Below are 21,245 nucleotides of genomic sequence, written 5' to 3'. Positions count from 1 at the left end.
CCGTACTCCCTGGTGACGCAGGGAGATCGGGAACCGAGTTCAAGCGGAGGGCGGAGACGATGCCACAGCAGTCCGAGACGCGGGCGGACGCGACCGACGAGCGGGCCGAGCCCGCGGCCGTGGAGCCGCCGGCGGCCCCGGCGGACGAGGGCGCGGCGCCGGCGGGCGGGTCCCGCCGCGGCCTGCTCATCGGGGCCGGGCTGGCGGGCGTCGCGGGGCTGGCGGCCGCGTGCGGCGGGTCGTCCGGCGGCGGCGACAGCGCGGACGGCGGCAGCGGCGGCGGGGGCGGGGGCGGTGGGGCGCTCGCGTCGACCGGCGACATCCCGGTGGGCGGCGGCAAGGTCTTCGAGTCGGAGAAGGTGGTGGTGACCCAGCCGTCGCAGGGCGAGTTCAAGGCCTTCTCGGCGACCTGCACCCACCGCGGCTGCACCGTCGGGTCGGTGTCCGGCGGCACGATCAACTGCCCGTGCCACGGCAGCAAGTTCAAGATCTCCGACGGGTCGGTGGCGCGGCCCCCGGCGGACAAGCCGCTCGAGGAGAAGAAGATCACCGTGCAGGGCGGGAAGATCAGCCTCGCCTGAGCGGCACCGCGCCGGACCTCGCGCGCGCCGGGCCGTCGCCGTTCTCGGAGGCGGCCCGGACGTGGTCGTCGACCTCCCCGCCCCGCATCTCGCGGTCGCGCGCGCGGGGATCGGTCGCCGTGACGTCGGCGTCCCCGCCGTCCGGGCCCGCGGCGGCGCCCCTCCGGGGGACCTCCGGGCCGTCGTCGTCGGTACGGAAGCGGGGGAGCGCCTCGGGATGGTGCTTGCGGATGTAGGCGATGAGGTGCTCGCGGACGTCGCAGCGCAGGTCCCAGGCGCTCGCCGAGTCCGCGGCGCTCATCAGCGCCCGCATCGTGACCAGGCCGTTCGGCTGGACGTCCACGGCCTGCAGCACCCATTCGCGGCGGTCCCACAGCGGGTTCTCCTGCAGCATCGAGTAGAGCTCGGTGCGCAGCTCCTCGATCGGGACGGTCCAGTCGACGTGCAGTTCGACCGAGCCGATCACCCGGCTGGTGTGCCGGGTCCAGTTCTCGAACGGCTGCTCGGTGAAGTAGGAGACGGGCAGGATGAGCCGCCGGTCGTCCCAGAGCCGGACGACGACGTACGACAGCGTCAGCTCCTCGACGCGCCCCCACTGGCCCTGCACGACCACCACGTCGTCCAGCCGGATCGCGTCGCTGAAGGCGATCTGCAGGCCGGCGAGCAGGTTGCCCAGCGTCGGCCGGGCCGCGATCCCGACGACCAGCCCGGCGACCCCGGCGGACGCCAGCACGCCCGCGCCGACCGCCCGCACGGCCGGGAACGTGAACAGCGCGGCGCCGACGGCCAGGATGACCACGACCATGGCGGCGATGCGGCGCAGCAGCATCATCTGCGTGCGGGCCCGCCGTGCCCGCCGGTTCCGCTCGCCCTCGATCCGCATGAGCCGGGCCAGCGGCGGGTCGGTCAGGGCGTAGGTGATCCGCAGCACCAGCCAGGTGGTGACGCCGATCGCCGCGATGTGCATGAGATGCCCGACGAGCCCGCCTGCGTGCTCGTTCATGTGCGGGTACGGCATCGCGCTGCTCGCGCTGACCACCGCCGCGAACGCGAAGGCGGGCGCGGCGCAGCGCCGCGCGACCCGGCCGACCCCGGGCCAGTGCCGCGACAGCCGCCCGGCGAGCAGCCGCCGCCCTCCCTCCACGATCACGACGGACACCCCGACGACGACGGCGAACGTGATCCAGGCCCACAGCGCGGACACCTGCGGTACGACCCCCTCCGAGCGTGCGAAAAACCTGACCGAACCTCCCTTTCCACTCCAATTACGAACATCCACCCGAATGGGGGAGATCTCCATCACCCCAGGCCAGGACGTCCGGGCGCGCCGGGTGTCGGTGGCGCCCACTAGGCTTCAAGGCGTGGCAGATCCGGCGACCTACCGACCCGCACCGGGCTCCATTCCGGAATCCCCCGGGGTGTACCGATTCCGCGACGAGCACGGCCGGGTCATCTACGTGGGCAAGGCCAAGAGCCTGCGTTCCCGGCTGAACTCCTACTTCGCCGACTTCTCGGCGCTGCACCCGCGCACGCAGACGATGGTGCAGACCGCGGCCCGGGTCGATTGGACCGTCGTCGGCACCGAGGTCGAGGCCCTCCAGCTCGAATACTCCTGGATCAAGGAGTTCGACCCGCGGTTCAACGTCCGTTACCGCGACGACAAGTCCTATCCCTATCTCGCGGTCACCCTCAACGAGGAGTTCCCGAGGGTGATGGTGATGCGGGGCGCCAAGCGGAAGGGCGTGCGCTACTTCGGGCCGTACTCCCACGCGTGGGCGATCCGGGAGACGGTCGACCAGCTGCTGCGCGTGTTCCCCGTCCGCACCTGCAGCGCCGGGGTGTTCAAGCGCCAGCACCAGCTCAATCGGCCCTGCCTGCTCGGCTACATCGGCAAGTGCTCGGCGCCGTGCGTCGGGCGCGTCTCCCCGGACGAGCACCGGCTGCTCGCCGAGGACTTCTGCGACTTCATGGCGGGCAACACCTCCCGGTTCATCAAGCGCCTCGAACGCGACATGCGCGAGGCCGCCGCGTCCCAGGAGTACGAGCGCGCCGCCCGCCTCCGCGACGACATCCGCGCGCTGGAGCGGGCGCTGGAGAAGCAGGCGGTGGTGCTCGCCGACACCACCGACTGCGACATGATCGCCTTCGCCGAGGACGAGCTGGAGGCCGCCGTCCAGGTCTTCTACGTGCGCGGCGGGCGGATCCGCGGGCAGCGCGGCTGGGTGGTCGACAAGGTCGAGGAGGTCACCACGTCCGACCTCGTCGAGAACTTCCTGATCCAGATCTACGGCGAGAGCGAGTCGGTGCCCCGCGAGGTGCTCGTGCCGGCGCTGCCGCCGGACGCCGAGGCGATGACCGAGCTGCTGGCCGAGCAGCGCGGCGGGCCCGTCCACCTGCGCGTCCCGCAGCGCGGCGACAAGAAGACGCTGCTGGAGACCGTGGCGCGCAACGCCCACGAGGCGCTCAAGCAGCACAAGACGCGCCGCGCGTCCGACCTCACCACCCGCAGCCGGGCGCTGCAGGAGATCCAGGAGGCCCTGGAGCTGGACGAGGCGCCGCTGCGGATCGAGTGCTACGACGTGTCGAACCTGCAGGGCACCAACGTGGTCGCGTCCATGGTCGTCTTCGAGGACGGGCTGGCCCGCAAGAGCGAGTACCGCCGGTTCACGATCAAGGCGGTCGAGGGGCAGGACGACGTCCGCTCCATCCACGAGGTGATCACCCGGCGGTTCAAGCGCTATCTCGCCGAGAGCGAGAAGATGGGCGAGCTGGACACCCTCGGCGACCCGGAGGACGGCGGCGTGGACGGCGCGGAGGAGGGCGCGCACCAGCCGATCGACCCGGAGACCGGCCGGCCCCGCAAGTTCGCCTACCCGCCGCAGCTCGTGCTCGTCGACGGCGGCCCGCCGCAGGTCGCGGCGGCGCAGCGGGCGCTGGACGAGCTGGGCGTCGACGACATCGCCGTCTGCGGCATCGCCAAGCGGCTGGAGGAGCTGTGGCTGCCCGGCGAGGACGACCCGGTGATCCTGCCGCGCAACAGCGAGGGCATGTTCCTGGTGCAGCGGGTCCGCGACGAGGCGCACCGCTTCGCGATCACCTTCCACCGGCAGCGGCGTTCCAAGGCCATGACGGTCAGCGAACTCGATAGTGTTCCGGGTCTGGGCCCGTCCCGGCGCGCGGCGCTGCTGAAGCACTTCGGCTCGGTGAAGCGGCTGAAGGAGGCCACGCCCGAGCAGGTCGCCGAGGTCCCGGGCATCGGGCGGCGCAGCGCGGAGGGCATCGTCGCGGCGCTGCACGGCGCGTCCGTCCCGGCGCGCGGCGCCGGGGGCGGCCCGGCGGACCGCGGGGCCGCCGCGGAGGACGCGGCCCAGAGGCGGAACGGGGCCGGTGGAGGCCGGGCGGCCGACGGGGGCCGCACGGCCGACGGGGAGCACGGGGGGAAGCGGACATGACCAGCGAGTCGAAGATTCCGGACATCGTGATCGTCACGGGGATGTCGGGGGCGGGCCGCAGCACCGCGGCCAAGTCCCTGGAGGACCTCGACTGGTACGTGGTCGACAACCTGCCGCCGGGGCTGCTGGCCACCATGGCCGACCTCGGCGGCCGGGTGAAGGACGCGGTGCCGCGCATCGCCGTCGTCGTCGACGTGCGCAGCCGCGCGTTCACCGACGACCTGCACTCCTCGATCGCCGAGCTGGAGGCGCGCGGCGTCCACCCCCGGGTGGTGTTCCTGGAGGCCAGCGACGCCGATCTCGTGCGCCGCTTCGAGAGCGTCCGCCGCCCGCACCCGCTGCAGGACGACGGCCGCCTCGTCGACGGGATCGCCCGCGAGCGCGAGCTCGTCCGCGAGGTCCGCGCCGAGGCCGACCTGGTGATCGACACCAGCGGGCTGAACGTGCACGAGCTGCGCAACAAGATCATCGGGTTCTTCGGCAACGACACCGGCGAGTCGAGCCTGCGCGCCACCGTCGTGTCGTTCGGCTACAAGTACGGGCTGCCCGTCGACGCCGACCTCGTCGTCGACTGCCGGTTCCTGCCGAACCCGCACTGGGTACCGGAGCTGCGGCCGAAGACCGGCCGGGACGCCGCCGTCCGCGACTACGTGCTCGGCCAGCGCGGCGCCAAGGAGTTCCTCGACGCCTACGCCGAGGTGCTCCGGCTGCTCGCCGACGGGTACGAGCGCGAGGGCAAGCACTACGTCACGCTCGCCGTGGGATGTACCGGCGGCAAACACCGTAGTGTGGCCATGGCGGAACAGATCGCCGCCCGGCTGCGGGACGAGGGCATCGAGGTGCAGGTCGCCCATCGTGACCTCGGCCGCGAATGAGACCCGCGGCGGCGCCGGGTCCCGGACGGAGAGAGAAACGAACGCGGTGAAGCCTCCCGGCCCGAAGGTCGTCGCGCTCGGCGGCGGTCACGGCCTGTACGCCTCGCTGTCGGCGCTGCGGCGCGTCACCGACCGGCTCACCGCGGTCGTCACCGTCGCCGACGACGGCGGCTCCAGCGGCCGGCTCCGCCGCGAGCTGGGCGTGCTGCCGCCCGGTGACCTGCGGATGGCGCTCGCCGCGCTGTGCGGCGACGACGAGTGGGGCCAGACCTGGCGGGACGTCGTCCAGCACCGGTTCCGCAGCGAGGGCGACCTGCAGGGGCACGCGGTCGGCAACCTGCTGATCGTCGCGCTCTGGGAGCTGCTCGGCGGCGACGCCCCGGACGGCGCGCCCGGCGGGGCCGGGCCCGGCTCCACCGTCGCCGGGCTCGACTGGGTCGGACGGCTGCTCGGCGCGCACGGCCGGGTACTGCCGATGGCGGCCGTCCCGATGGACATCGTCGCGGAGGTCCGCGGCGCCGACCCGTCCCGCCCCGACGAGATCACGCACGTGAAGGGGCAGGTCGCGTGCGCCAGCACGGCCGGCTCCGTGCTCGGCGTCTCGCTCGTGCCCGCCGACCCGCCCGCCTGCCCCGAGGCGCTCGCCGCCGTCGACGACGCCGACTGGATCGTGTTCGGCCCGGGGTCCTGGTTCACCAGCGTCCTGCCGCATCTGAAGGTCCCCGCGCTCGCCCGCGCGCTGACCTCCAGCCGCGCCCGCCGGGTCGTCGCGCTGAACCTCGTGCCGCAGCCCGGCGAGACCGACGACTTCTCCCCCCAGACGCATCTGGAGGTCCTCCAGGCGCACGCCCCCGACCTGCGCGTCGACGTCGTCCTCGCCGACGAGGGCGTGGTGGACGACCCGGACGCGCTCGACAAGGCCGTCCAGCGGCTCGGCGGCCGCCTCGTGCTGTCCCGGGTCGCCGCCGACGACGGCTCGCCGCGTCATGAACCCGCCCGCCTGGCCCAAGCCTTCGTACAGATATTCAGTGACTGACGACCCGGCGGGCCGCGATCGGCCAGACTGCTGGAAGTCCGATAGGGGGAGGGTTCATCTATGGCGATGACCGGTGTGGTGAAGGACGAGCTGAGCAGGCTCACGGTGATGAAGCCGTGCTGCCGCAAGGCGGAGGTCTCGACGCTGCTGCGTTTCGCGGGGGGTCTGCACCTGGTCAGCGGGCGCATCGTGATCGAGGCGGAGATCGACACCAACGTGGCGGCGCGCCGCCTCATCAAGGACATCTCCGAGGTGTTCGGGCACACCTCCGAGGTCGTCGTGCTCGCGCCGAGCGGCCTGCGCAAGGGCAACCGGTACGTGGTCCGGGTGTTCCGGGACGGGGAGTCGCTCGCCCGGCAGACCGGCCTCATCGACAACAACGGGCGCCCCGTCCGCGGGCTGCCCCGGCACGTCGTCGCCGGCGCCGCCTGCGACGCCGAGTCCGCCTGGCGCGGCGCGTTCCTCGCGCACGGCTCGCTCACCGAGCCGGGCCGGTCCATGTCGCTCGAGGTGACCTGCCCCGGTCCGGAGGCGGCGCTCGCGCTCGTCGGCGCGGCCCGCCGGCTGAAGATCCACGCCAAGGCCCGCGAGGTCCGCGGCGTGGACCGGGTCGTCGTCCGGGACGGCGACGCGATCAGCGCGCTGCTCACCCGGCTCGGCGCGCACGGCGCCGTCCTCGCCTGGGAGGAGCGGCGAATGCGCCGCGAGGTCCGCGCCACCGCCAACCGGCTCGCCAACTTCGACGACGCCAACCTGCGCCGTTCCGCCCGCGCCGCGGTCGCCGCCGGCGCCCGCGTCGCCCGCGCGCTGGAGATCCTCGGCGACGACGCCCCCGAGCACCTGGTCAACGCCGGCCGCCTCCGCCTGGAGCACAAGCAGGCCTCCCTGGAGGAGCTCGGCCAGCTCGCCGACCCGCCCCTCACCAAGGACGCGATCGCCGGCCGTATAAGGCGCCTGCTCGCCATGGCCGACAAGCGCGCCGGCGACCAGGGCATCCCCGGCACCGAGGCGAACCTCACGGCCGACATGCTGGCGCCGTAATCCGGCACGGGTCAGCGGATGCGGCGGAGCGCGCCGTCGGAGGTCGCCTCGAAGACGAGGGTACGGCCGGAGAACGCCGCTTCGACGCGGACGCCTCCGTCCGGTAAGGCGCGGGTGCGGACGCGGGGGCGTTCCGTGCCGCGGACGGGGGCGATGAGCGTCAGCATCCGGACGTGCGGTCCCTGCGCGGGAAGCGAGACGACCGGCGCGGGGACCGTGGTGCGTTCGGACGGGACGATCCAGCCCTGCGGCGGGCTCAGCGAGCCCCGGACGACGCGCGCGGGCGGCGGTGTCGCGGTGCCCGGCAGCGGGATCCGCAGGAAGTGGACGCGCAGCCGCCCCGCGGTGGCGACGGCGCCCGTCCCGTCCGGGACGGCGGTATACGCGGCGGGCAGGTGCCAGAGCTGCTCGACGGGACGGCCCGTACCGGGTGCGGCGGAGTCCACGCCGTCGAGGACCACCAGGGCGTCGGGGTCGGACGCGGCCAGGACCGAGCGGGTCCGGGTCGTCCCGGTGAAGGCGGTGTCGGAGAACCGGAACGTGTCGGCGCCGCGCCGGAACCGGTGCGCGGTCAGCGCCGTCGCCGCGTCCTCGCGGAACGGGACGCCGCGCACCACGAGCGTGCTGTGCGCCTCGGGGGAGGCCAGCCACGCGCGCCACGCCTTGTCGCTGTAGCCGATGTGGCCGCTCGGGACGAGGATGTCGCGGCCGAGCGCGTGGAAGGTCAGCTCCATGTGGTCGTCCTGCCCGTGCGCGTAGCGGCCGGGGCCGAACCGGGCCGTGTAGGACATCTCGTCGGCGAAGGCGCGGGCCCCGCCGCCCCATCCGCTGCGGCCCATCACGTATCCGGCCTTGTAGACGCGTGCCCGATGCGCCGGACGGGTGCCCTTCCTGCCCTGCGTCGCGACGTATTCGAGCGGGCCGCCGCTCGGGGAGGAGATCGCGGACGCCTTGGCCGCGTAGGACTCGCCGATCTGCAGCAGGTCGCCGCCGGGGGTGGTCTGGAAGGCGATGAACTCGTCCATCAGCGCGAGCCGGTGCGCGATCGCCGCCGGCGCGGGCCGGCTGCATCCGCGCATCACCCGCAGCGCCAACCGCCATCGGCCCCGGTTGTAGACGGCGTAGTGCGCCGACTGCTCGTTGCCGGCGCCCTCCGCGTCGACGGCCGGGAGCGCGCCGCCGGGCGGATGGAACATGGCGCCGAGGAGCCGGTCCCGGCCGAGGCCGGCGAGGTCGTCGCGGCCGATGGCGCAGCCCGCCGCCATGAGGATCATCGACTCGTCGGTGCCGTGGTTCCAGGGACCGGAGTAGTGCTCGGGACGGGCGAGCCACTCCGCGTGCGCGGCGATCGCGTCGTCCAGCCACCGGCCGGTCGCGTACTTGCGCAGGCAGACGAGGGTGGCGAGGCGGAACTTGGTGCCCTCGGCGATCGCGTCGCGGCGGTCCTTGCGGAACCGCCCGGGATGGTCGTTGGCGGCGAGCCAGTCCCGCGCGATGCCCGTGGCGGTGTCGAGGGCGGCGCGGTCGCCCGTCCGCGCGTACGCGCCGATGAGGCCGCCGAGCCATTCGAGGGAGTGGAACCAGAGCTGCCAGGTCCGGTCGTCGTAGGGGTCGAGGCCCCAGTCGACGTCGGTGCCGGTGGCGACGCGGACCGGGGCGGCGCCGGGGACCCGGAACCGGCCCGCGCGGACCTCCGCCGCAGGGTTGAGCGCGTCCAGGCCGTTGAAGCCGACGCACGTCCCCTTGTAGGGCGCGTTCCGCGACGGCACCGGCGGCGCGGACGCGGCGGTCCCGCCCGGAGTGGAGGCGAGCCCGCAGCCGGCGAGCAGCGGCAGCAGCAGGGCGGCGCTCCCCGCGCCGCGGAATCTTCCCCGAGATCGTGTGAGCACGTCTGAGAGACACCCGGAGGCGCTCTCCGGCCGACGCCGTGCCGTGAAGAGCGGGTGAACGTCCGGCGACGAAACGGAACGGGGGCCGTCCGGTGTCATCGGCGCCGCCGCTCGGGTGTCTTAAGGGGCGTGATCCTCGCCGAAGACGTGGCCCCGCGGGAGCCGGGGCCCCTCTCCCCGCAGATGCTGGAGGAGCTGTTCGCCGCGCATTACCCGCGGCTCGTGGGGCTGGCCGGCCTGCTGGGCGCGGACGACCCGGAGGACGTCGCGCAGGAGGCGTTCGCCCGGCTGCACGGCCGCGCGCGGGCGCTGCGCCACCCGGAGACCGCGCCGGCCTACCTGCGCTCCACCGTCTGCAACCTCACCCGCAACCGGCGCAGGCACCTGCGCCTGGCCCGGCTCCGCCAGCCGCCGCCGCCCGAGCCGGCCGCCGCGGCCGAGCTCGTCGTGCTCGACCGGGAGGAGCACCGCGAGCTGGCGGGCGCGCTGGACCGGCTGTCGCGCCGCCAGCGCGAGGCGCTCGTCCTGCGGTACTGGCTCGACCTGGCCGACCACGAGGTGGCCGAGGCCATGGGCGTCTCGCCCGGCTCGGCCAAGACCCACATCCGGCGCGGCCTCGCCGCCCTGCAGCGCGCCCTGGGAGGTGCATCGCTATGACGGAGATCGAGGACGTCCTGCGGGACGTGCTGCGCGCCCGGGCGGAGGCGTTCCCGGCGGCGCCGGACGCGTGGACCCGGGTGCGGGAACGCGCGGCGGCGAGGCGCCGGCGGCGCCGCCTGCTGGTCCCCGCGGCGGCGGGCGCGGCGACGGTCGCCGCCACGGCCGCCGCTCTCGTCCCCGGCCTGGTCATGGACGGCCGCGCCCCTCGGACCGGTCCCGCGGCGACGGCCGCACCGTCCTACCCGCGCATCGGGTCGCCGGAGCAGGTCGGCCGGCTGGCATGGATCTGCCGCGGCGGCCTGGACCCGCGCGAGACCGCCTCGGCGCTGCGGCAGGTCGGTGCGCTGCGGATCCCGGGCTGGGACCGGTGGCTGATCGTGACCGCCATCGGCGGTCAGGCCAGGCTGGAGACCGTCCGCCTGGACGGCGGGCGGATGGACTGCCAGATCGTCGGGGGCGCCGGACGGTTGGGGGCGCACCGCATCCCCAACTTCGTCCTCGGCCAGGCCCCCGGCCTGCTCGAGGCCCGTGCCGGGGGACCGGTCTCCTGGATCGGCTACAGCACCGATCCCGTCGGAGGCTTCCAGCTGCTGCGCCCGGGCGGGGGGTGGACGCGCGTGACCTGCGATGCCGGGGGAGAGATCGTCTGCGTCCGGCTGCCCGCGGCCTCCGGCACCGCGCTGGTCTTCGCGACGCGGCCGAGGATCTACCCGAGTCCGGGCAACAGTCTTCACATCGGCCGCGGTCTGCGGATCCTCGGCCCTACCGGCCGGATCCTGAAAGGACGGCCGTACGGCAGCTGAGGACGGCGTTCAGTCCTTGTGGAGGTCGCCTCTGAGGACGCGGTGGATGAGGTCGTCGCGGAGCTGGCCGTAGCCCGTCTCGGCCCAGACACTGCGGGCCGGGTCGGCCTCGAAGTAGGGGACGTCCCGGCCGTCGCGGCGGTCCATCAGCATGTCGGGGGTCTCGCGGGCGCGGGCGGCGCGCGCGCAAGGGCGGCAGGCGTGGACGTGGAGACGGCGGCGAGAGCCGAGCGGCCGCCAGTCGATCTCGGCGGGACCGTCGCCGTGCAGCGGGTTGAAGAAGCACAGCGGGCTCGGCGGCGCCTCGGGCTTGCCCTCGGCGAGCGCGCGGGCGGAGGCGAGGGCGTCGCGGCCCTGGTCGAGCAGGACGAGCACGCCGGCGAGGTCGGGGACGCCCTTCGCACCGTCGAGGGTCTTCGCCGCCGCCTGGTAGGCGTCGAGGGCCCGGGTCATGAGGGCCCCGGCGCGCTCGCCGCCGGGGGCGGTCGAGCCGTCCAGCAGCTCGCCGAAAGCGATGACCTCGCGGGACGCCTGCTCGCGCAGCTGGTCCTCGCTCGCCTTCCCGGCGGTGGCGAACACGGTGCGCGGCAGGAGCAGGCCGTCGCCGCTCTCGCGGCGGACGGCGGCCATGCGGCGGCGCCGCCACAGCAGGACGCCCGCGACGGCGGCGACCGCGACGCCGGCGCCGCCCGCGGCGAGCGGCACCGCGAGGCCGGTGCCGCCACCGCCCTTCTCCGGCTTGGGGGCGGTCGACTTCAGGTGCGCCTGGTACTTGCGGTCGATCTCCGCGGACTCCTGCTTGTAGACCTGCGTGGCGGTGCCCGAGGCGACCAGGTCGGTGAAGCGGGTGAGCCGCGCCGCGAGGGACGCGCCGTCCAGCGAGTCGTCCCAGTTCACGGCCCACGCGGCGTCGTCGGCGGCGTGGTCGCCGCCCCACTCGTGCCCCATCAGCTCGTCGGTGGACTCGTGGAAGGTGACGAAGATCCCGTCCCGTCCGAGGCGGCTGTGCACGACGGTCGCGAGCTGCTTGTCGTCGTTCCAGGTGCCGCCCTGGACCAGCGGCACCAGCACGATGTACGTCGGCACCGGCATCTTCTTCAGCCGGGCGGCGAGGCGCCGCCGGTCCGCGGCGGGCAGCGCCGACGCGTACGACGGGTCGACGTAGATCGGGAAGCGGCGCAGCGCGGCGGCGATGCGCGCGCCGGGGGAGGGCTTACTCGACACCGAGGTACTCCATCACGCGTTTGACGAGGTCGTTTCCGCGGGTCGCCCACGCCGCGTCCCGCCACACGCCGGGGACCGCGTAGTGCGGCGCGAGACCGTCCGGCCCTTGGACGCGCAGCACCCGGTCCGCGATCTCCTTGCCGGACGCGCCGGAGCACGCCGTGCACAGCGGCTGCCTGCGGGACTTGCCGCCGGCGCCGTCACCGGGCAGAGCGATGCTCTTGCGCCGGGTGGAGTCGCCGTGCAGCGGGTTCACGAAGCACGGCGGCGGAGGGGCGGTCATCTGCCCGGCGAGGGCGCGCCGCCCCTGCCGGGCCAGGACGATCACGCCGACGAGGTCGAGGGCGTGGCCGGGCTTCCCGTGCACGTCGTCGTAGAGGATCTGCGCGGCGTCGAACGCGGCGAGGGCGAACGCGCGGCCCCGGTTGCCGGACGCGTCGGGCAGCCGGTCGCGCAGCCGGTCCAGCTCGGCGGACGCGGTGCGCCGCAGCCACCGGTCCGAGGGCTTGGCCGGCGCGCCGGGATGCGCCTCGGTGTGCGCGGCCAGGCCCGCGACGGCGCCCCGGGCCCCGCCGCGGCGGAACCAGCGGCGCCCCGCGGCGGCCGAGCCGATCCCGGCCCAGTACAGCGCGACCGCCGACAGGGGGCCGGCGATGAGGATCCCGCGGAGGAAGTGGCTCTTGACGGTGGGCTTGTCGGGCACCAGCGGATGGTCGTCCTCCTGCCCGAACGGGACCGGCGGGCTGAGGAGCGCGGGGGACGATCTGGGCGGGCCCGCGGGCGCGGCGGCCCAGGCGTCGACGCGCTTGACCAGCCGGTCGGCGAGGCCGCTGAACGGACGGTGGATGTCGGGCGGCTCGTAGTCGGGGAGGTCGTCCTGCGCCACGACGTCCAGGTCGATGTCGCGCGGCACGTTCCAGCCCTGCCCGAGCATGTAGCCGTCGTCGTCGACCATCAGGTAGAGGCCGTCGCGGTGCGTGACGCCGTGCAGCGCGGACAGGAAGGCGTCGTCCTTGCCCTGGGACTCCGACTCGGTCGGGTTGGGGGCCACCACGACGAGGATCGGGACCGCGACCCGCTTGGCGGCCGCCCGGATCGCGGTGTCGACGCGGGCGCGCTCGGCGGCGCCGAGCGCGACGTCCACGTCCGGGTCGACGTAGAGCGGGTCCTTGGCGAGCGCGGCGGCGACGCGGTCGAGGCGGTGGCCGGAGTAGCGCGGGTCGGGCGCCGCTGAGGCGGGCGCCGCCCACAGCGCGAGGGCCGCCGCCGAGACGCCGAGGATGCCCGGCACGACGCGCCTCATCGCTCCCCCGCCTTCCCGGCGGGCCGCTTCTGCTTCGTGCGGACCGGTCTCCCGCCGGGGGCGGGCCGGCGCTTGCCGCGGCGGACCCGGCGCCCCACCAGCAGGCCCAGGACGGCCAACCCGCCGAGGCCGGCGCCGACACCGAACGCGGTGTTGTTCCTGACGGCGGCCCGGTGGTTGCCGCGGTCGTAGGCGTCCAGCTCCCGCCGGGTCGCGGACTCGGGCCGGGGCGACGGGTGGAGGGCGCGCTCCTGAGCGTGGCCGGAGAGGGCGATCTCGACGAACCGGCCGAGGACGCTCAGCAGGCCCGCCTCGTAGGGCAGCTCCGACGTCGCGGCCTGGTAGGCGTGCTCGACGTCGATCCGGCGCGTCCCGCCGAACTGCTGCACCTCGCCGAGAGTGCCGCTCGGATCGGTGACGAGGTAGACGCCGTCCTTGCCGAGCCGGTCGTGCAGCACGGGCACCAGCGACTCCAGGTCGGACGGGGCCTCGGTGTCGTCGTCGCGGAGGCGGGAGGGCAGCGTCACCACGACGTACGTGGGCACGCCCAGCCGGCCGACCAGCGCCTTGATCTTCCCGGCGGTGCCGGGCGGGAGCATCCGGGGCACCTGGTCGGTGACGTACACGGGGTCGCGCTTGAGCTGGGCGGTGATGAAGCCGACCCGGGTCTGCACCGCGGGCGGTTTCGCGGACCGGACGGGCGCCGCCCACGCCGGTGCGGCCGTACAGCAGGCGAGGAATCCGCCGATCAGAAGGACAAACCACCCGCGCCGCATGGCGGGAGTCTACTGATGATCGTCCGGACGGGCGGTCCGGCGGCGGCCCGGCGGCCGGTCCCCCGGACGGGGGAGCGCGGGTCACCCGCGAATCCACCGCCGCCGGTGTCGGGCTACCCGCGGGTCATTGGATAGGGTCGAGAGCGGGGGAAGACCCCGGTAGACCGCAGTTGACAGCCTGGTGCCACCGGGCGACACGACGTACGAGGAGAGCCGTTCCGTGACCATCCGAGTAGGCATCAACGGGTTCGGCCGGATCGGCCGCAACTTCTACCGCGCCGTCAAGGCGAGCGGAGCCGACATCGAGATCGTGGCGGTCAACGACCTGACCGACAACGCCACGCTCGCCCAGCTGCTCAAGTACGACAGCATCCTCGGCCGCTTCCCCGAGGACGTGCGCGCCACCGCCGACGAGATCGTCGTCGGCGGCAAGTCGATCAAGGCGTTCGAGGAGCGCGACCCCGCGAACCTCAAGTGGAGCGACGTCGGCGCCGACATCGTGGTGGAGTCCACCGGCTTCTTCACCGACGCCACCAAGGCCAAGGTGCACGCCGACAACGGCGCCAAGAAGGTCATCATCTCGGCCCCGGCCAAGAACGAGGACCTCACCGTCGTCCTGGGCGTCAACGAGGACAAGTACGACCCGGCGAACCACACGGTGATCTCCAACGCGTCCTGCACCACGAACTGCCTGGCCCCGCTGGCGAAGGTGCTGCACGACAACTTCGTCATCGAGAAGGGCCTGATGACGACGATCCACGCCTACACCCAGGACCAGAACCTGCAGGACGCGCCGCACAAGGACCTGCGCCGCGCCCGCGCCGCCGCGCTGAACGTCGTGCCGACCTCCACCGGCGCCGCCAAGGCCATCGGCCTCGTGCTGCCGGAGCTGAACGGCAAGCTCGACGGCTACGCGCTGCGCGTCCCGGTGCCGACCGGCTCGGCCACCGACCTCACCGCGACCCTGTCCCGCGAGGTCACCGCCGAGGAGGTCAACGAGGCGTTCAAGAAGGCCGCCGAGGAGGGCCCGCTCAAGGGCTACCTCACCTACACCGACGACCCGATCGTCTCCAGCGACATCGTCACCGACCCGTCGTCCTGCATCTTCGACTCCGGGCTGACGAAGGTCATCGGCGACCAGGTCAAGGTCGTCGGCTGGTACGACAACGAGTGGGGCTACTCCAACCGCCTCGTCGACCTCGTCAAGCTCGTCGGCTCGCAGCTCTGAATCGCGAGAGTTCCGTTCCCGCCGTGGCCGCGCCGTGCGCGCGGCCACGGCGGGGCCGTATCCGGAAGGACATCGCATCCCGATGCGCACCATTGACGATCTGGACGTCGCCGGCCGGAAGGTGCTGGTCCGCGCCGACCTGAACGTCCCGCTGCAGGACGGCCGGATCACCGACGACGGGCGGATCCGGGCCAGCCTCCCGACGATCGAGACGCTGCTGGCCAGGGGCGCCAAGGTCATCGTCTGCGCCCACCTCGGCCGCCCGAAGGGCGAGGTGAGGCCGGAGTTCTCGCTCGCGCCCGTCGCGGGCCGGCTCGGCGAGCTGCTCGGCGTCCGCGTGGTGTTCGCCGACGACGTGGTGGGCGCGTCCGCGCACGCCGCGGTCGGCGGGCTCGGCGACGGCGACGTCGCGCTGCTGGAGAACCTGCGCTTCGAGCCGGGCGAGACCAGCAAGGACGACGCCGAGCGCGGCGCGTTCGCCGACAAGCTCGCGGCCCTCGCCGACGTCTACGTCGGCGACGGGTTCGGCGCGGTGCACCGCAAGCACGCGAGCGTCTACGACGTGCCGAAGCGGCTCCCGCACGCGGCCGGCGACCTGATCGCCACCGAGGTGTCGGTGCTGGAGAAGCTCACCGAGCGGGTCGAGCGGCCCTACGCGGTGGTCCTCGGCGGCTCCAAGGTCTCCGACAAGCTCGGCGTGATCGACAACCTGCTCGGCAAGGCCGACCGCATCCTGATCGGCGGCGGCATGGTCTTCACCTTCCTCAAGGCGCAGGGCCACGAGGTCGGCAAGAGCCTCCTCGAGGAGGACCAGCTCGACACGGTCCGCGAGTACCTGCGGCGCGCCGAGGAGACCGGCGTGGAGTTCGTGCTGCCGGTGGACGTCGTCGCCGCGACCGCGTTCGCCGCGGACGCCGACCACGACGTGGTCGCCGCCGACGCGATCCCCGCCGACCGGCTCGGCCTCGACATCGGCCCCGAGTCCGGCAAGCTGTTCGCGTCGCGCCTCGCCGGCGCGAAGACGGTGTTCTGGAACGGCCCGATGGGCGTGTTCGAGATGGAGCCCTACGCGCACGGCACCCGCGCCGTCGCGCAGGGCCTGATCGACTCCGGCGCGTTCACCGTGGTCGGCGGCGGCGACTCCGCCGCGGCCGTCCGGCAGCTCGGCTTCGACGAGGCCGCCTTCTCGCACATCTCGACCGGCGGCGGCGCCAGCCTCGAATACCTCGAGGGCAAGACGCTGCCCGGCCTGCAGGCACTGGAGGACTGACCGATGGCCGCCGCGACCCCCGCCCGCAAGCCGCTGATGGCGGGCAACTGGAAGATGAACAAGAACCACCTGGACGCGCTGCTGCTCGTCCAGAAGATGGCGTTCGCGCTGAAGGAGCCCGACTTCGAGGCCGTCGACGTCGTCGTGTGCCCGCCGTTCACCGACCTGCGCACGGTGCAGACGGTGATCGCGGCCGACAACTACGCCATCCAGTACGGCGCCCAGGACGTCTCGCAGCACGCCTCGGGCGCCTACACCGGCGAGATCGCCGCGTCGATGCTGGCCAAGCTCGGCTGCTCCTACGTGATCGTGGGGCACTCCGAGCGGCGCGAGTACCACGCGGAGGACGACGCGCTCGTCAACGCCAAGGCCAAGGCGGTCCTCGGCGCGGAGATGACCCCGATCGTCTGCGTGGGCGAGGGCCTGGAGGTGCGCAAGTCCGGCGGGCATGTCCCGCACGTCCTCGCGCAGCTGGACGGGGCGCTGGAGAAGATCTCCGCCGAGCAGGTGCGGCGCACGGTGATCGCCTACGAGCCGGTCTGGGCGATCGGCACCGGCGAGGTCGCCACCCCGCAGGACGCGCAGGAGGTCTGCGGCGCGATCCGCACCCGGCTCGCCGAGCTGTACGACGGCGGGGTGGCCGACCAGGTGCGTATCCTGTACGGCGGCTCGGTGAAGGGCGACAACATCGCCAGGCTGATGGCGCAGGCCGACGTGGACGGCGCGTTGGTCGGTGGTGCCAGCCTCGACCCGGGCGAGTTCGTCAAGATCTGCCGGTACCGGGATCTCCCGGCCTGATCAAAACTGATCAATTCCGCGTGACATGGGGGTTCTTGCCGAACCAGCGGGTAGTTCGTCGTACCCTTCGTAGCTGACGGGTAAACCGCCCGGCTCGATCCTCCGTCCCTACAGACGAGGCCCCGCTCGCGGGGCCGGCCAGAGAAGGCGCTGAAGAACTGTGATCATCGCATCGTCCATCGTGCTCATCGTCACGAGCCTGCTGATGGTGGTCCTCGTCCTGATGCACAAGGGCAAGGGCGGGGGACTGTCCGACATGTTCGGCGGCGGCATCTCGTCGTCGCTCGGCGGCTCGTCGGTGGTGGAGCGCAACCTGGACCGGCTGACGATCGGCGTCGGGGTGGTCTGGTTCGCCTCGATCATCGTGCTCGGGCTGCTGTTCAAGCACAAGGGCGTCGGCTGAGCCGCCCCGTCCAACACGTTCGAGCGCCGCGCCGTCCTCGGAGGTCCCCTGGCGGCGGCGGCACACAAAGCGAGGAGTAGTCCGTGGGTAGTGGCAACGCGATTCGGGGCAGCCGCGTCGGGGCCGGTCCAATGGGAGAGGCGGAGCGCGGCGACGCCGCCCCCCGCGTCTGGGTGACCTTCTACTGCGCCAACCGGCACGAGACCCGCCCCAGCTTCGCGACCGACGTCGCGGTCCCCGAGACGTGGGACTGCCCGCGCTGCGGGTTCCCGGCCGGGCAGGACGCGGAGAACCCGCCGGCGCCGCCGAAGACCGAGCCCTACAAGACGCATCTGGCGTACGTGAAGGAGCGGCGCAGCGACGAGGACGGCGAGGCCATCCTCGAGGAGGCGCTCGCGAAGCTGCGCGAGAAGCGCGCCGCGGTGAAGAAGGCCCTGGAGGCCGCCGGCCGGAGCTGACCCTCCGCCCGCATCGCACCGAGCCATGGCCCGGCCCCGGAAGGGGGCCGGGCCATGGCCTTTTCATGCCGCGGGCCGGCTCCAGAGGTCGTCGAGGGCGGCGTTGACGGCGTCCGGGCGGTCCACGTGCGCGTAATGGCCGGAGCCCGGGACGCGCAGCAGCCGCGCGCCGATCCGCGCGGCGGTGACCCGCGCGCATGCCATCAGCGGCTCGCCGCCGCGTTCGCGGTAGAGGGCGGGCGCGGTCTCCCACGTCCCGCAGATCACGAGCTTGGGCCAGGGCGCGGCGGCGAGTTCCGCGACCGGCACGGGCGCCTCCCAGCAGTGCCGCTCGCGCATCGCGGCCTCCGCGGCCCGCAGCCGCCGCGGGTCCGGCTCCAGCGGCGGCAGGCCCACCGACGCGGTCGCCGCCCGCAGGTACGCCTCCGGGGTCAGGCCGGCGGGCATCCGCGCGGTGTTCTCCCGGTTCGCCTGGAGTGCGGCGGCGACGACGGGGTCGTCCGCCGCCGCCTGGTAGGAGCCGGGTTCGATCAGCGTGAGCGACAGGACGGAGCCGGGGTGCCGCGCGGCCGCGAGCATGGCGCCCGTCGCGCCGTAGGAGTGCCCGACGAGGTGGGCGCCGTCGCCGAGGAGGGCCGCGATGTCCTCGGCGTCGGCCTCGTAGTCGCTGGTGTATCCGGGGGATCGGGACGGCCCGCTGCGCCCGTGGCCCCGGCGGTCCATCGCGAGGACGCGGTACCGGGCCGCGAGGGGCCGCTGCGCCGCGAACCCGAACACGGGGTCGTCCCCCCAGGTCGTGGACCCATGCACGAGGACGGCCCGTGGCCCGGCGCCGCCGGTCTCGTCCCAGACGGTCACGTGGACGTCGCGTTCCATGGCACCTTCCTTGAACAGCGTTCAGCATCCTTGAACAGTGTATAAGAGCCTAAAACGATGTACGGCGGGCTCGCTAGGGTGGAGGCATGACCACGCTTTCGCCCTCCGTCTGGCTGCGTCCCGAGCGCCCGGCCCGCGATAGGCGGCTCAGCCGCCGGCAGATCGTCGAGTGCGCGGTCGCGATCCTGGACGCCGAGGGCGGCAAGGGCCTGTCGATGCGCCGGATCGCGGCCGAGCTCGGCGTGACCGCCGGCTCGCTCTACTGGTACGTGACGACGAAGGACGAGCTGCTGGAGCTCGCCCTCGACGAGGTGCTCGGCGAGGTCCTGGCGGAGGCCGGGACCGGGCCCCGCGACGGGTGGCGGGAGGCGCTCGCGGCGCTGGCCGCGGCGAACCGGGCGATGCTGCTGCGGCACCCGTGGGTGCTGTCCGACCTGGCGGGCCGCCCGAACCTCGGGCCGAACGCGCTCGCGCTCAGCGAGGCCGGGCTGGCGGTGCTGGCGGGCGCGGGCTTCGCCGACGCCGACCTCGACGCGGCGCTCGCCGCCGTCAACGACCACGTGATCGGGGCCGTCGCCGCCGAGACGTCCTGGCGCGCCGCGCTCGGGCGCACCGGCGCGGGGACGGCGGAGTGGGCGGAGGAGGCCGCCGCGTACATGCGGCGGGTGGCGCGGGATCATCCGCTGCTCGGCCGGCGGATGGCCGCCGCCGGGGACGTCGACGTCGAGCGCGAGTGCGCGCGCCGGTTCGCGTTCGGGCTGGACTGCCTGCTCGACGGCCTCGCCGCACGGCTGCCCGGACGCCCCTGAACGGCGCCCGGCACGCCCCCGTTCTCAGCAGGACGGGGCGCTCAGCAGGACGGGGCGCAGAGCCGGCGGGCGGTGGCCTCGCCGAAGATCCGCAGGATGTCCTGCGGGGCGCGGGCGGTGTAGACGCTGCCGCCGGTGGCGTCGGCGAGCCGCCGCAGCTCGGCGGTGTCCACGTCCGGACCGAAGCCGATCACGATGATCTGCACGGGGCGGGTCTCCTCGCGCCCGGCGCGCAGCGCGGCGACCGTGCGGTCCAGGGTCGGGCCGCCGGGGTCGTCGTTGCGGCCGTCGGTGAACACCAGCACGGTGTTGACCATCTCCGGCCGGTAGGTGCGGCGCATGTACCGGACGGCGGCGAGGACCGTGTCGTACAGGCCGGTCGCGCCGTCCGGCTTCGGGCGCAGCGCCGCCAGCGTGCTGAGGATGCGCTGCCGCCGCGTGACGGACCCGATCCGCCCGCCGAGCGGGCCCATGGGGACGGTCCGCCGCCAGTCGCGGTCGCCGTCCAGCCGGGTGGAGAAGATCCACTGGCCGAGTTCGGTGTCGTCGGGCTGCAGGGCCAGGCCCTCCAGGGACGCCTGCGCGATCGCCTGCAGCCGGGTCAGCCGCGAGCCGGGCACCGGCTGCGCCATCGACCCGGAGACGTCGAGCACCGACAGCATCCGGGAGCCGAGCGTCAGCCGCGCCCACTCCTGCGCCGTCCGGCGGACGAGGGCCGGGTCGGGTTCGGCGAGGACGGCGGGCGGGGCCGCCGACAGTCCGGGCGTCCGGGCGAAGGCGGCCGGCGCCCGCCCGGCGGGATCGCGGAATCCCGCCGCCTGGAACCGCTCGCGGGCCTCCCCGCCGCGCAGCGCGCGCTCGAACAGCCGCGCGCCGGGACGGTCGTCGACGATCGTGAACGGGTAGTCCAGCGACAGGGTCCCGTCGCGCGGGTAGACGGCCTGGAAGGCGGCCGCCGGTTCCTTGCGGTCGTGCTCCCACACGGCCTGCTCGGGAACCGCCAGGACGGGCGCCGGACGCGACGCCGCCCCGGCCGGCAGGCCGAACTCGCCGGCCACGTCCGGCGCGGTGCTCTCCCGGACCGACCGCGCGAACGCCGCGAACGCCGCGTCTCCGTCCCGCTCCCGCGCGATCAGCAGCGAGGCGATCCCGGCTCCGGTGCGGGACGGGTCGGCGAGGACGAGCCGGACGGCCCGCGAGCTCCGCTCCCCGGGCGCCGCCGCGTGCAGGAGGTCCGTCCAGGTGCCGGGCGTCCCGGCGGCCCGCGCGCGCGGGACGGCCGCGACGAGCGGCGAGCGCGCCAGCGGGCCGCCCACCGTGCGCGGGGGCTTGGCCAGCAGCCGCAGCCAGAGGGACGTGTCGGGCACCCACAGGTCCGGCCGGCGCACGCCCGCACCGGCGGGGATCTGCCCGGACAGCAGCGCCGTCACGCCCGCCGGGCCCGCCGCCCGGACGGTGACGCGCACGCATTTCCCGCCCGCCCGGTGGTCGGCGCCGTTGAAGCCGTCGGCGACCGCCGAGACGGCGGGCGCCAGCTCCGGCGCCACGGCCGCGTCGAGCGTCGTCACCCCGCCGGAGCACGCCGTGATCGCCGACAGCGCGTACACCGACGTGCCGAGCACCGCCGCGATCGCCATGCACACGACCGCCACCGCCCGGCGCGGGGGGGGGGCGGCCCCCGCCCGCCGCGCGGGCCCCCGCGCCGCGGGGCCCCCGCCCCGGGCCGCCAGAGACCCCCCGCGGGGCCCCGCCCCCCCGCCCGG

At 74.3% G+C, this 21,245-nt stretch carries 20 protein-coding genes; 13 read left to right on the top strand and 7 right to left on the bottom strand.

Features of this window, described 5'->3' with window-relative positions:
• Window positions 1-59 precede the first annotated feature (59 nt).
• Window positions 60-581 (top strand): Rieske (2Fe-2S) protein, encoded by a 522-nt coding sequence (locus tag AB0C78_RS45645; protein ID WP_360761052.1) that lies wholly within the window; start codon window positions 60-62, stop codon window positions 579-581.
• Here the strand turns inward: AB0C78_RS45645 and AB0C78_RS45640 are convergent.
• Complete coding sequence (locus tag AB0C78_RS45640; RefSeq protein ID WP_360761050.1) at window positions 568-1,785, bottom strand: mechanosensitive ion channel domain-containing protein; 1,218 nt, start codon at window positions 1,783-1,785, stop codon at window positions 568-570. The genes AB0C78_RS45645 and AB0C78_RS45640 overlap by 14 nt on opposite strands.
• A gap of 157 nt (window positions 1,786-1,942) precedes the next feature.
• Here AB0C78_RS45640 and uvrC point away from each other — a divergent pair, with 157 nt between their 5' ends.
• The 4 genes from uvrC to whiA are packed head-to-tail and all read left to right on the top strand — an operon-like array spanning window position 1,943 to window position 6,985.
• Window positions 1,943-4,033, top strand: a complete 2,091-nt coding sequence (uvrC, locus tag AB0C78_RS45635) for an excinuclease ABC subunit UvrC (protein ID WP_360761048.1) — start codon at window positions 1,943-1,945, stop codon at window positions 4,031-4,033.
• Window positions 4,030-4,908 (top strand): RNase adapter RapZ, encoded by an 879-nt coding sequence (rapZ, locus tag AB0C78_RS45630; RefSeq protein ID WP_360761046.1) that lies wholly within the window; start codon window positions 4,030-4,032, stop codon window positions 4,906-4,908. Before uvrC ends, rapZ begins: the two co-directional genes overlap by 4 nt.
• Before the next feature lie 46 nt (window positions 4,909-4,954).
• Complete coding sequence (gene yvcK / locus AB0C78_RS45625) at window positions 4,955-5,944, top strand: uridine diphosphate-N-acetylglucosamine-binding protein YvcK (protein WP_360761044.1); 990 nt, start codon at window positions 4,955-4,957, stop codon at window positions 5,942-5,944.
• A gap of 60 nt (window positions 5,945-6,004) precedes the next feature.
• Window positions 6,005-6,985, top strand: coding sequence for a DNA-binding protein WhiA (whiA, locus tag AB0C78_RS45620; protein WP_151542670.1), 981 nt, complete (start codon window positions 6,005-6,007; stop codon window positions 6,983-6,985).
• An 11-nt stretch (window positions 6,986-6,996) separates the two neighbouring features.
• Here whiA and AB0C78_RS45615 read toward each other — a convergent pair whose 3' ends face one another.
• Window positions 6,997-8,874 (bottom strand): heparinase II/III family protein, encoded by a 1,878-nt coding sequence (locus tag AB0C78_RS45615; protein ID WP_360761042.1) that lies wholly within the window; start codon window positions 8,872-8,874, stop codon window positions 6,997-6,999.
• A 129-nt stretch (window positions 8,875-9,003) separates the two neighbouring features.
• On the opposite strand from AB0C78_RS45615, the gene AB0C78_RS45610 reads away from it, so the two are divergent.
• Together AB0C78_RS45610 and AB0C78_RS45605 are read left to right on the top strand one after the other, a co-directional pair.
• Window positions 9,004-9,531, top strand: coding sequence for a sigma-70 family RNA polymerase sigma factor (locus tag AB0C78_RS45610; RefSeq protein ID WP_360761040.1), 528 nt, complete (start codon window positions 9,004-9,006; stop codon window positions 9,529-9,531).
• Complete coding sequence (locus AB0C78_RS45605) at window positions 9,528-10,337, top strand: hypothetical protein (protein ID WP_360761038.1); 810 nt, start codon at window positions 9,528-9,530, stop codon at window positions 10,335-10,337. The genes AB0C78_RS45610 and AB0C78_RS45605 overlap by 4 nt, the downstream gene beginning before the upstream one ends.
• 9 nt (window positions 10,338-10,346) lie before the next feature.
• Here AB0C78_RS45605 and AB0C78_RS45600 read toward each other — a convergent pair whose 3' ends face one another.
• The 3 genes from AB0C78_RS45600 to AB0C78_RS45590 are packed head-to-tail and all read right to left on the bottom strand — an operon-like array spanning window position 10,347 to window position 13,640.
• The gene (locus AB0C78_RS45600) at window positions 10,347-11,561 is read right to left on the bottom strand and encodes a hypothetical protein (protein ID WP_360761036.1); all 1,215 of its coding nucleotides are present in this window, start codon (window positions 11,559-11,561) and stop codon (window positions 10,347-10,349) included.
• Complete coding sequence (locus AB0C78_RS45595) at window positions 11,551-12,864, bottom strand: hypothetical protein (RefSeq protein ID WP_360761034.1); 1,314 nt, start codon at window positions 12,862-12,864, stop codon at window positions 11,551-11,553. Before AB0C78_RS45595 ends, AB0C78_RS45600 begins: the two co-directional genes overlap by 11 nt.
• Window positions 12,861-13,640 (bottom strand): hypothetical protein, encoded by a 780-nt coding sequence (locus tag AB0C78_RS45590; RefSeq protein WP_360761032.1) that lies wholly within the window; start codon window positions 13,638-13,640, stop codon window positions 12,861-12,863. The genes AB0C78_RS45595 and AB0C78_RS45590 overlap by 4 nt, the downstream gene beginning before the upstream one ends.
• A 220-nt stretch (window positions 13,641-13,860) precedes the next feature.
• Here AB0C78_RS45590 and gap point away from each other — a divergent pair, with 220 nt between their 5' ends.
• The 5 genes from gap to AB0C78_RS45565 all read left to right on the top strand — a co-directional run bounded on the left by gap (window position 13,861) and on the right by AB0C78_RS45565 (window position 17,797).
• A complete protein-coding gene (gap, locus tag AB0C78_RS45585) occupies window positions 13,861-14,868 on the top strand; it encodes a type I glyceraldehyde-3-phosphate dehydrogenase (RefSeq protein ID WP_151542676.1) in 1,008 nt (335 codons plus the stop codon).
• 82 nt (window positions 14,869-14,950) lie between these two features.
• On the top strand, window positions 14,951-16,138 hold the full coding sequence (locus tag AB0C78_RS45580; protein ID WP_360761029.1) for a phosphoglycerate kinase: 1,188 nt from the start codon (window positions 14,951-14,953) through the stop codon (window positions 16,136-16,138).
• 3 nt (window positions 16,139-16,141) lie between these two features.
• Complete coding sequence (gene tpiA / locus AB0C78_RS45575; protein WP_360761027.1) at window positions 16,142-16,936, top strand: triose-phosphate isomerase; 795 nt, start codon at window positions 16,142-16,144, stop codon at window positions 16,934-16,936.
• A gap of 160 nt (window positions 16,937-17,096) precedes the next feature.
• Window positions 17,097-17,339: a preprotein translocase subunit SecG gene (gene secG / locus AB0C78_RS45570; protein WP_151542679.1), complete on the top strand. Its 243-nt coding sequence runs from the start codon at window positions 17,097-17,099 to the stop codon at window positions 17,337-17,339.
• 83 nt (window positions 17,340-17,422) lie between these two features.
• The gene (locus tag AB0C78_RS45565) at window positions 17,423-17,797 is read left to right on the top strand and encodes an RNA polymerase-binding protein RbpA (protein WP_151542680.1); all 375 of its coding nucleotides are present in this window, start codon (window positions 17,423-17,425) and stop codon (window positions 17,795-17,797) included.
• 63 nt (window positions 17,798-17,860) lie between these two features.
• Here the strand turns inward: AB0C78_RS45565 and AB0C78_RS45560 are convergent, their stop codons facing one another.
• Window positions 17,861-18,673 (bottom strand): alpha/beta hydrolase, encoded by an 813-nt coding sequence (locus AB0C78_RS45560; protein ID WP_360761024.1) that lies wholly within the window; start codon window positions 18,671-18,673, stop codon window positions 17,861-17,863.
• A gap of 86 nt (window positions 18,674-18,759) precedes the next feature.
• Here AB0C78_RS45560 and AB0C78_RS45555 point away from each other — a divergent pair, with 86 nt between their 5' ends.
• The gene (locus tag AB0C78_RS45555) at window positions 18,760-19,482 is read left to right on the top strand and encodes a TetR/AcrR family transcriptional regulator (protein WP_360761022.1); all 723 of its coding nucleotides are present in this window, start codon (window positions 18,760-18,762) and stop codon (window positions 19,480-19,482) included.
• A 41-nt stretch (window positions 19,483-19,523) separates the two neighbouring features.
• Here the strand turns inward: AB0C78_RS45555 and AB0C78_RS45550 are convergent, their stop codons facing one another.
• Window positions 19,524-21,119, bottom strand: a complete 1,596-nt coding sequence (locus tag AB0C78_RS45550) for a substrate-binding domain-containing protein (RefSeq protein ID WP_360761020.1) — start codon at window positions 21,117-21,119, stop codon at window positions 19,524-19,526.
• Window positions 21,120-21,245 lie beyond the last annotated feature (126 nt).

Source organism: Actinomadura sp. NPDC048394 (assembly GCF_040651755.1).
Taxonomy (GTDB): Bacteria; Actinomycetota; Actinomycetes; order Streptosporangiales; family Streptosporangiaceae; genus Spirillospora; species Spirillospora montaniterrae.
This window is presented reverse-complemented; position numbering and strand designations above follow the sequence as displayed.

Excerpts from the sequence above, each read along its gene's own strand:
- AB0C78_RS45645 (WP_360761052.1), top strand. The coding sequence starts at position 60 with ATGCCACAGCAGTCCGAGACGCGGGCGGACGCGACCGACGAGCGGGCC.
- rapZ (WP_360761046.1), top strand. The coding sequence starts at position 4,030 with ATGACCAGCGAGTCGAAGATTCCGGACATCGTGATCGTCACGGGGATG.
- whiA (WP_151542670.1), top strand. The coding sequence starts at position 6,005 with ATGGCGATGACCGGTGTGGTGAAGGACGAGCTGAGCAGGCTCACGGTG.
- AB0C78_RS45605 (WP_360761038.1), top strand. The coding sequence starts at position 9,528 with ATGACGGAGATCGAGGACGTCCTGCGGGACGTGCTGCGCGCCCGGGCG.
- AB0C78_RS45595 (WP_360761034.1), bottom strand. The coding sequence starts at position 12,864 with ATGAGGCGCGTCGTGCCGGGCATCCTCGGCGTCTCGGCGGCGGCCCTC.
- AB0C78_RS45590 (WP_360761032.1), bottom strand. The coding sequence starts at position 13,640 with ATGCGGCGCGGGTGGTTTGTCCTTCTGATCGGCGGATTCCTCGCCTGC.
- AB0C78_RS45580 (WP_360761029.1), top strand. The coding sequence starts at position 14,951 with ATGCGCACCATTGACGATCTGGACGTCGCCGGCCGGAAGGTGCTGGTC.
- tpiA (WP_360761027.1), top strand. The coding sequence starts at position 16,142 with ATGGCCGCCGCGACCCCCGCCCGCAAGCCGCTGATGGCGGGCAACTGG.
- AB0C78_RS45560 (WP_360761024.1), bottom strand. The coding sequence starts at position 18,673 with ATGGAACGCGACGTCCACGTGACCGTCTGGGACGAGACCGGCGGCGCC.
- AB0C78_RS45555 (WP_360761022.1), top strand. The coding sequence starts at position 18,760 with ATGACCACGCTTTCGCCCTCCGTCTGGCTGCGTCCCGAGCGCCCGGCC.
- AB0C78_RS45550 (WP_360761020.1), bottom strand. The coding sequence starts at position 21,119 with ATGGCGATCGCGGCGGTGCTCGGCACGTCGGTGTACGCGCTGTCGGCG.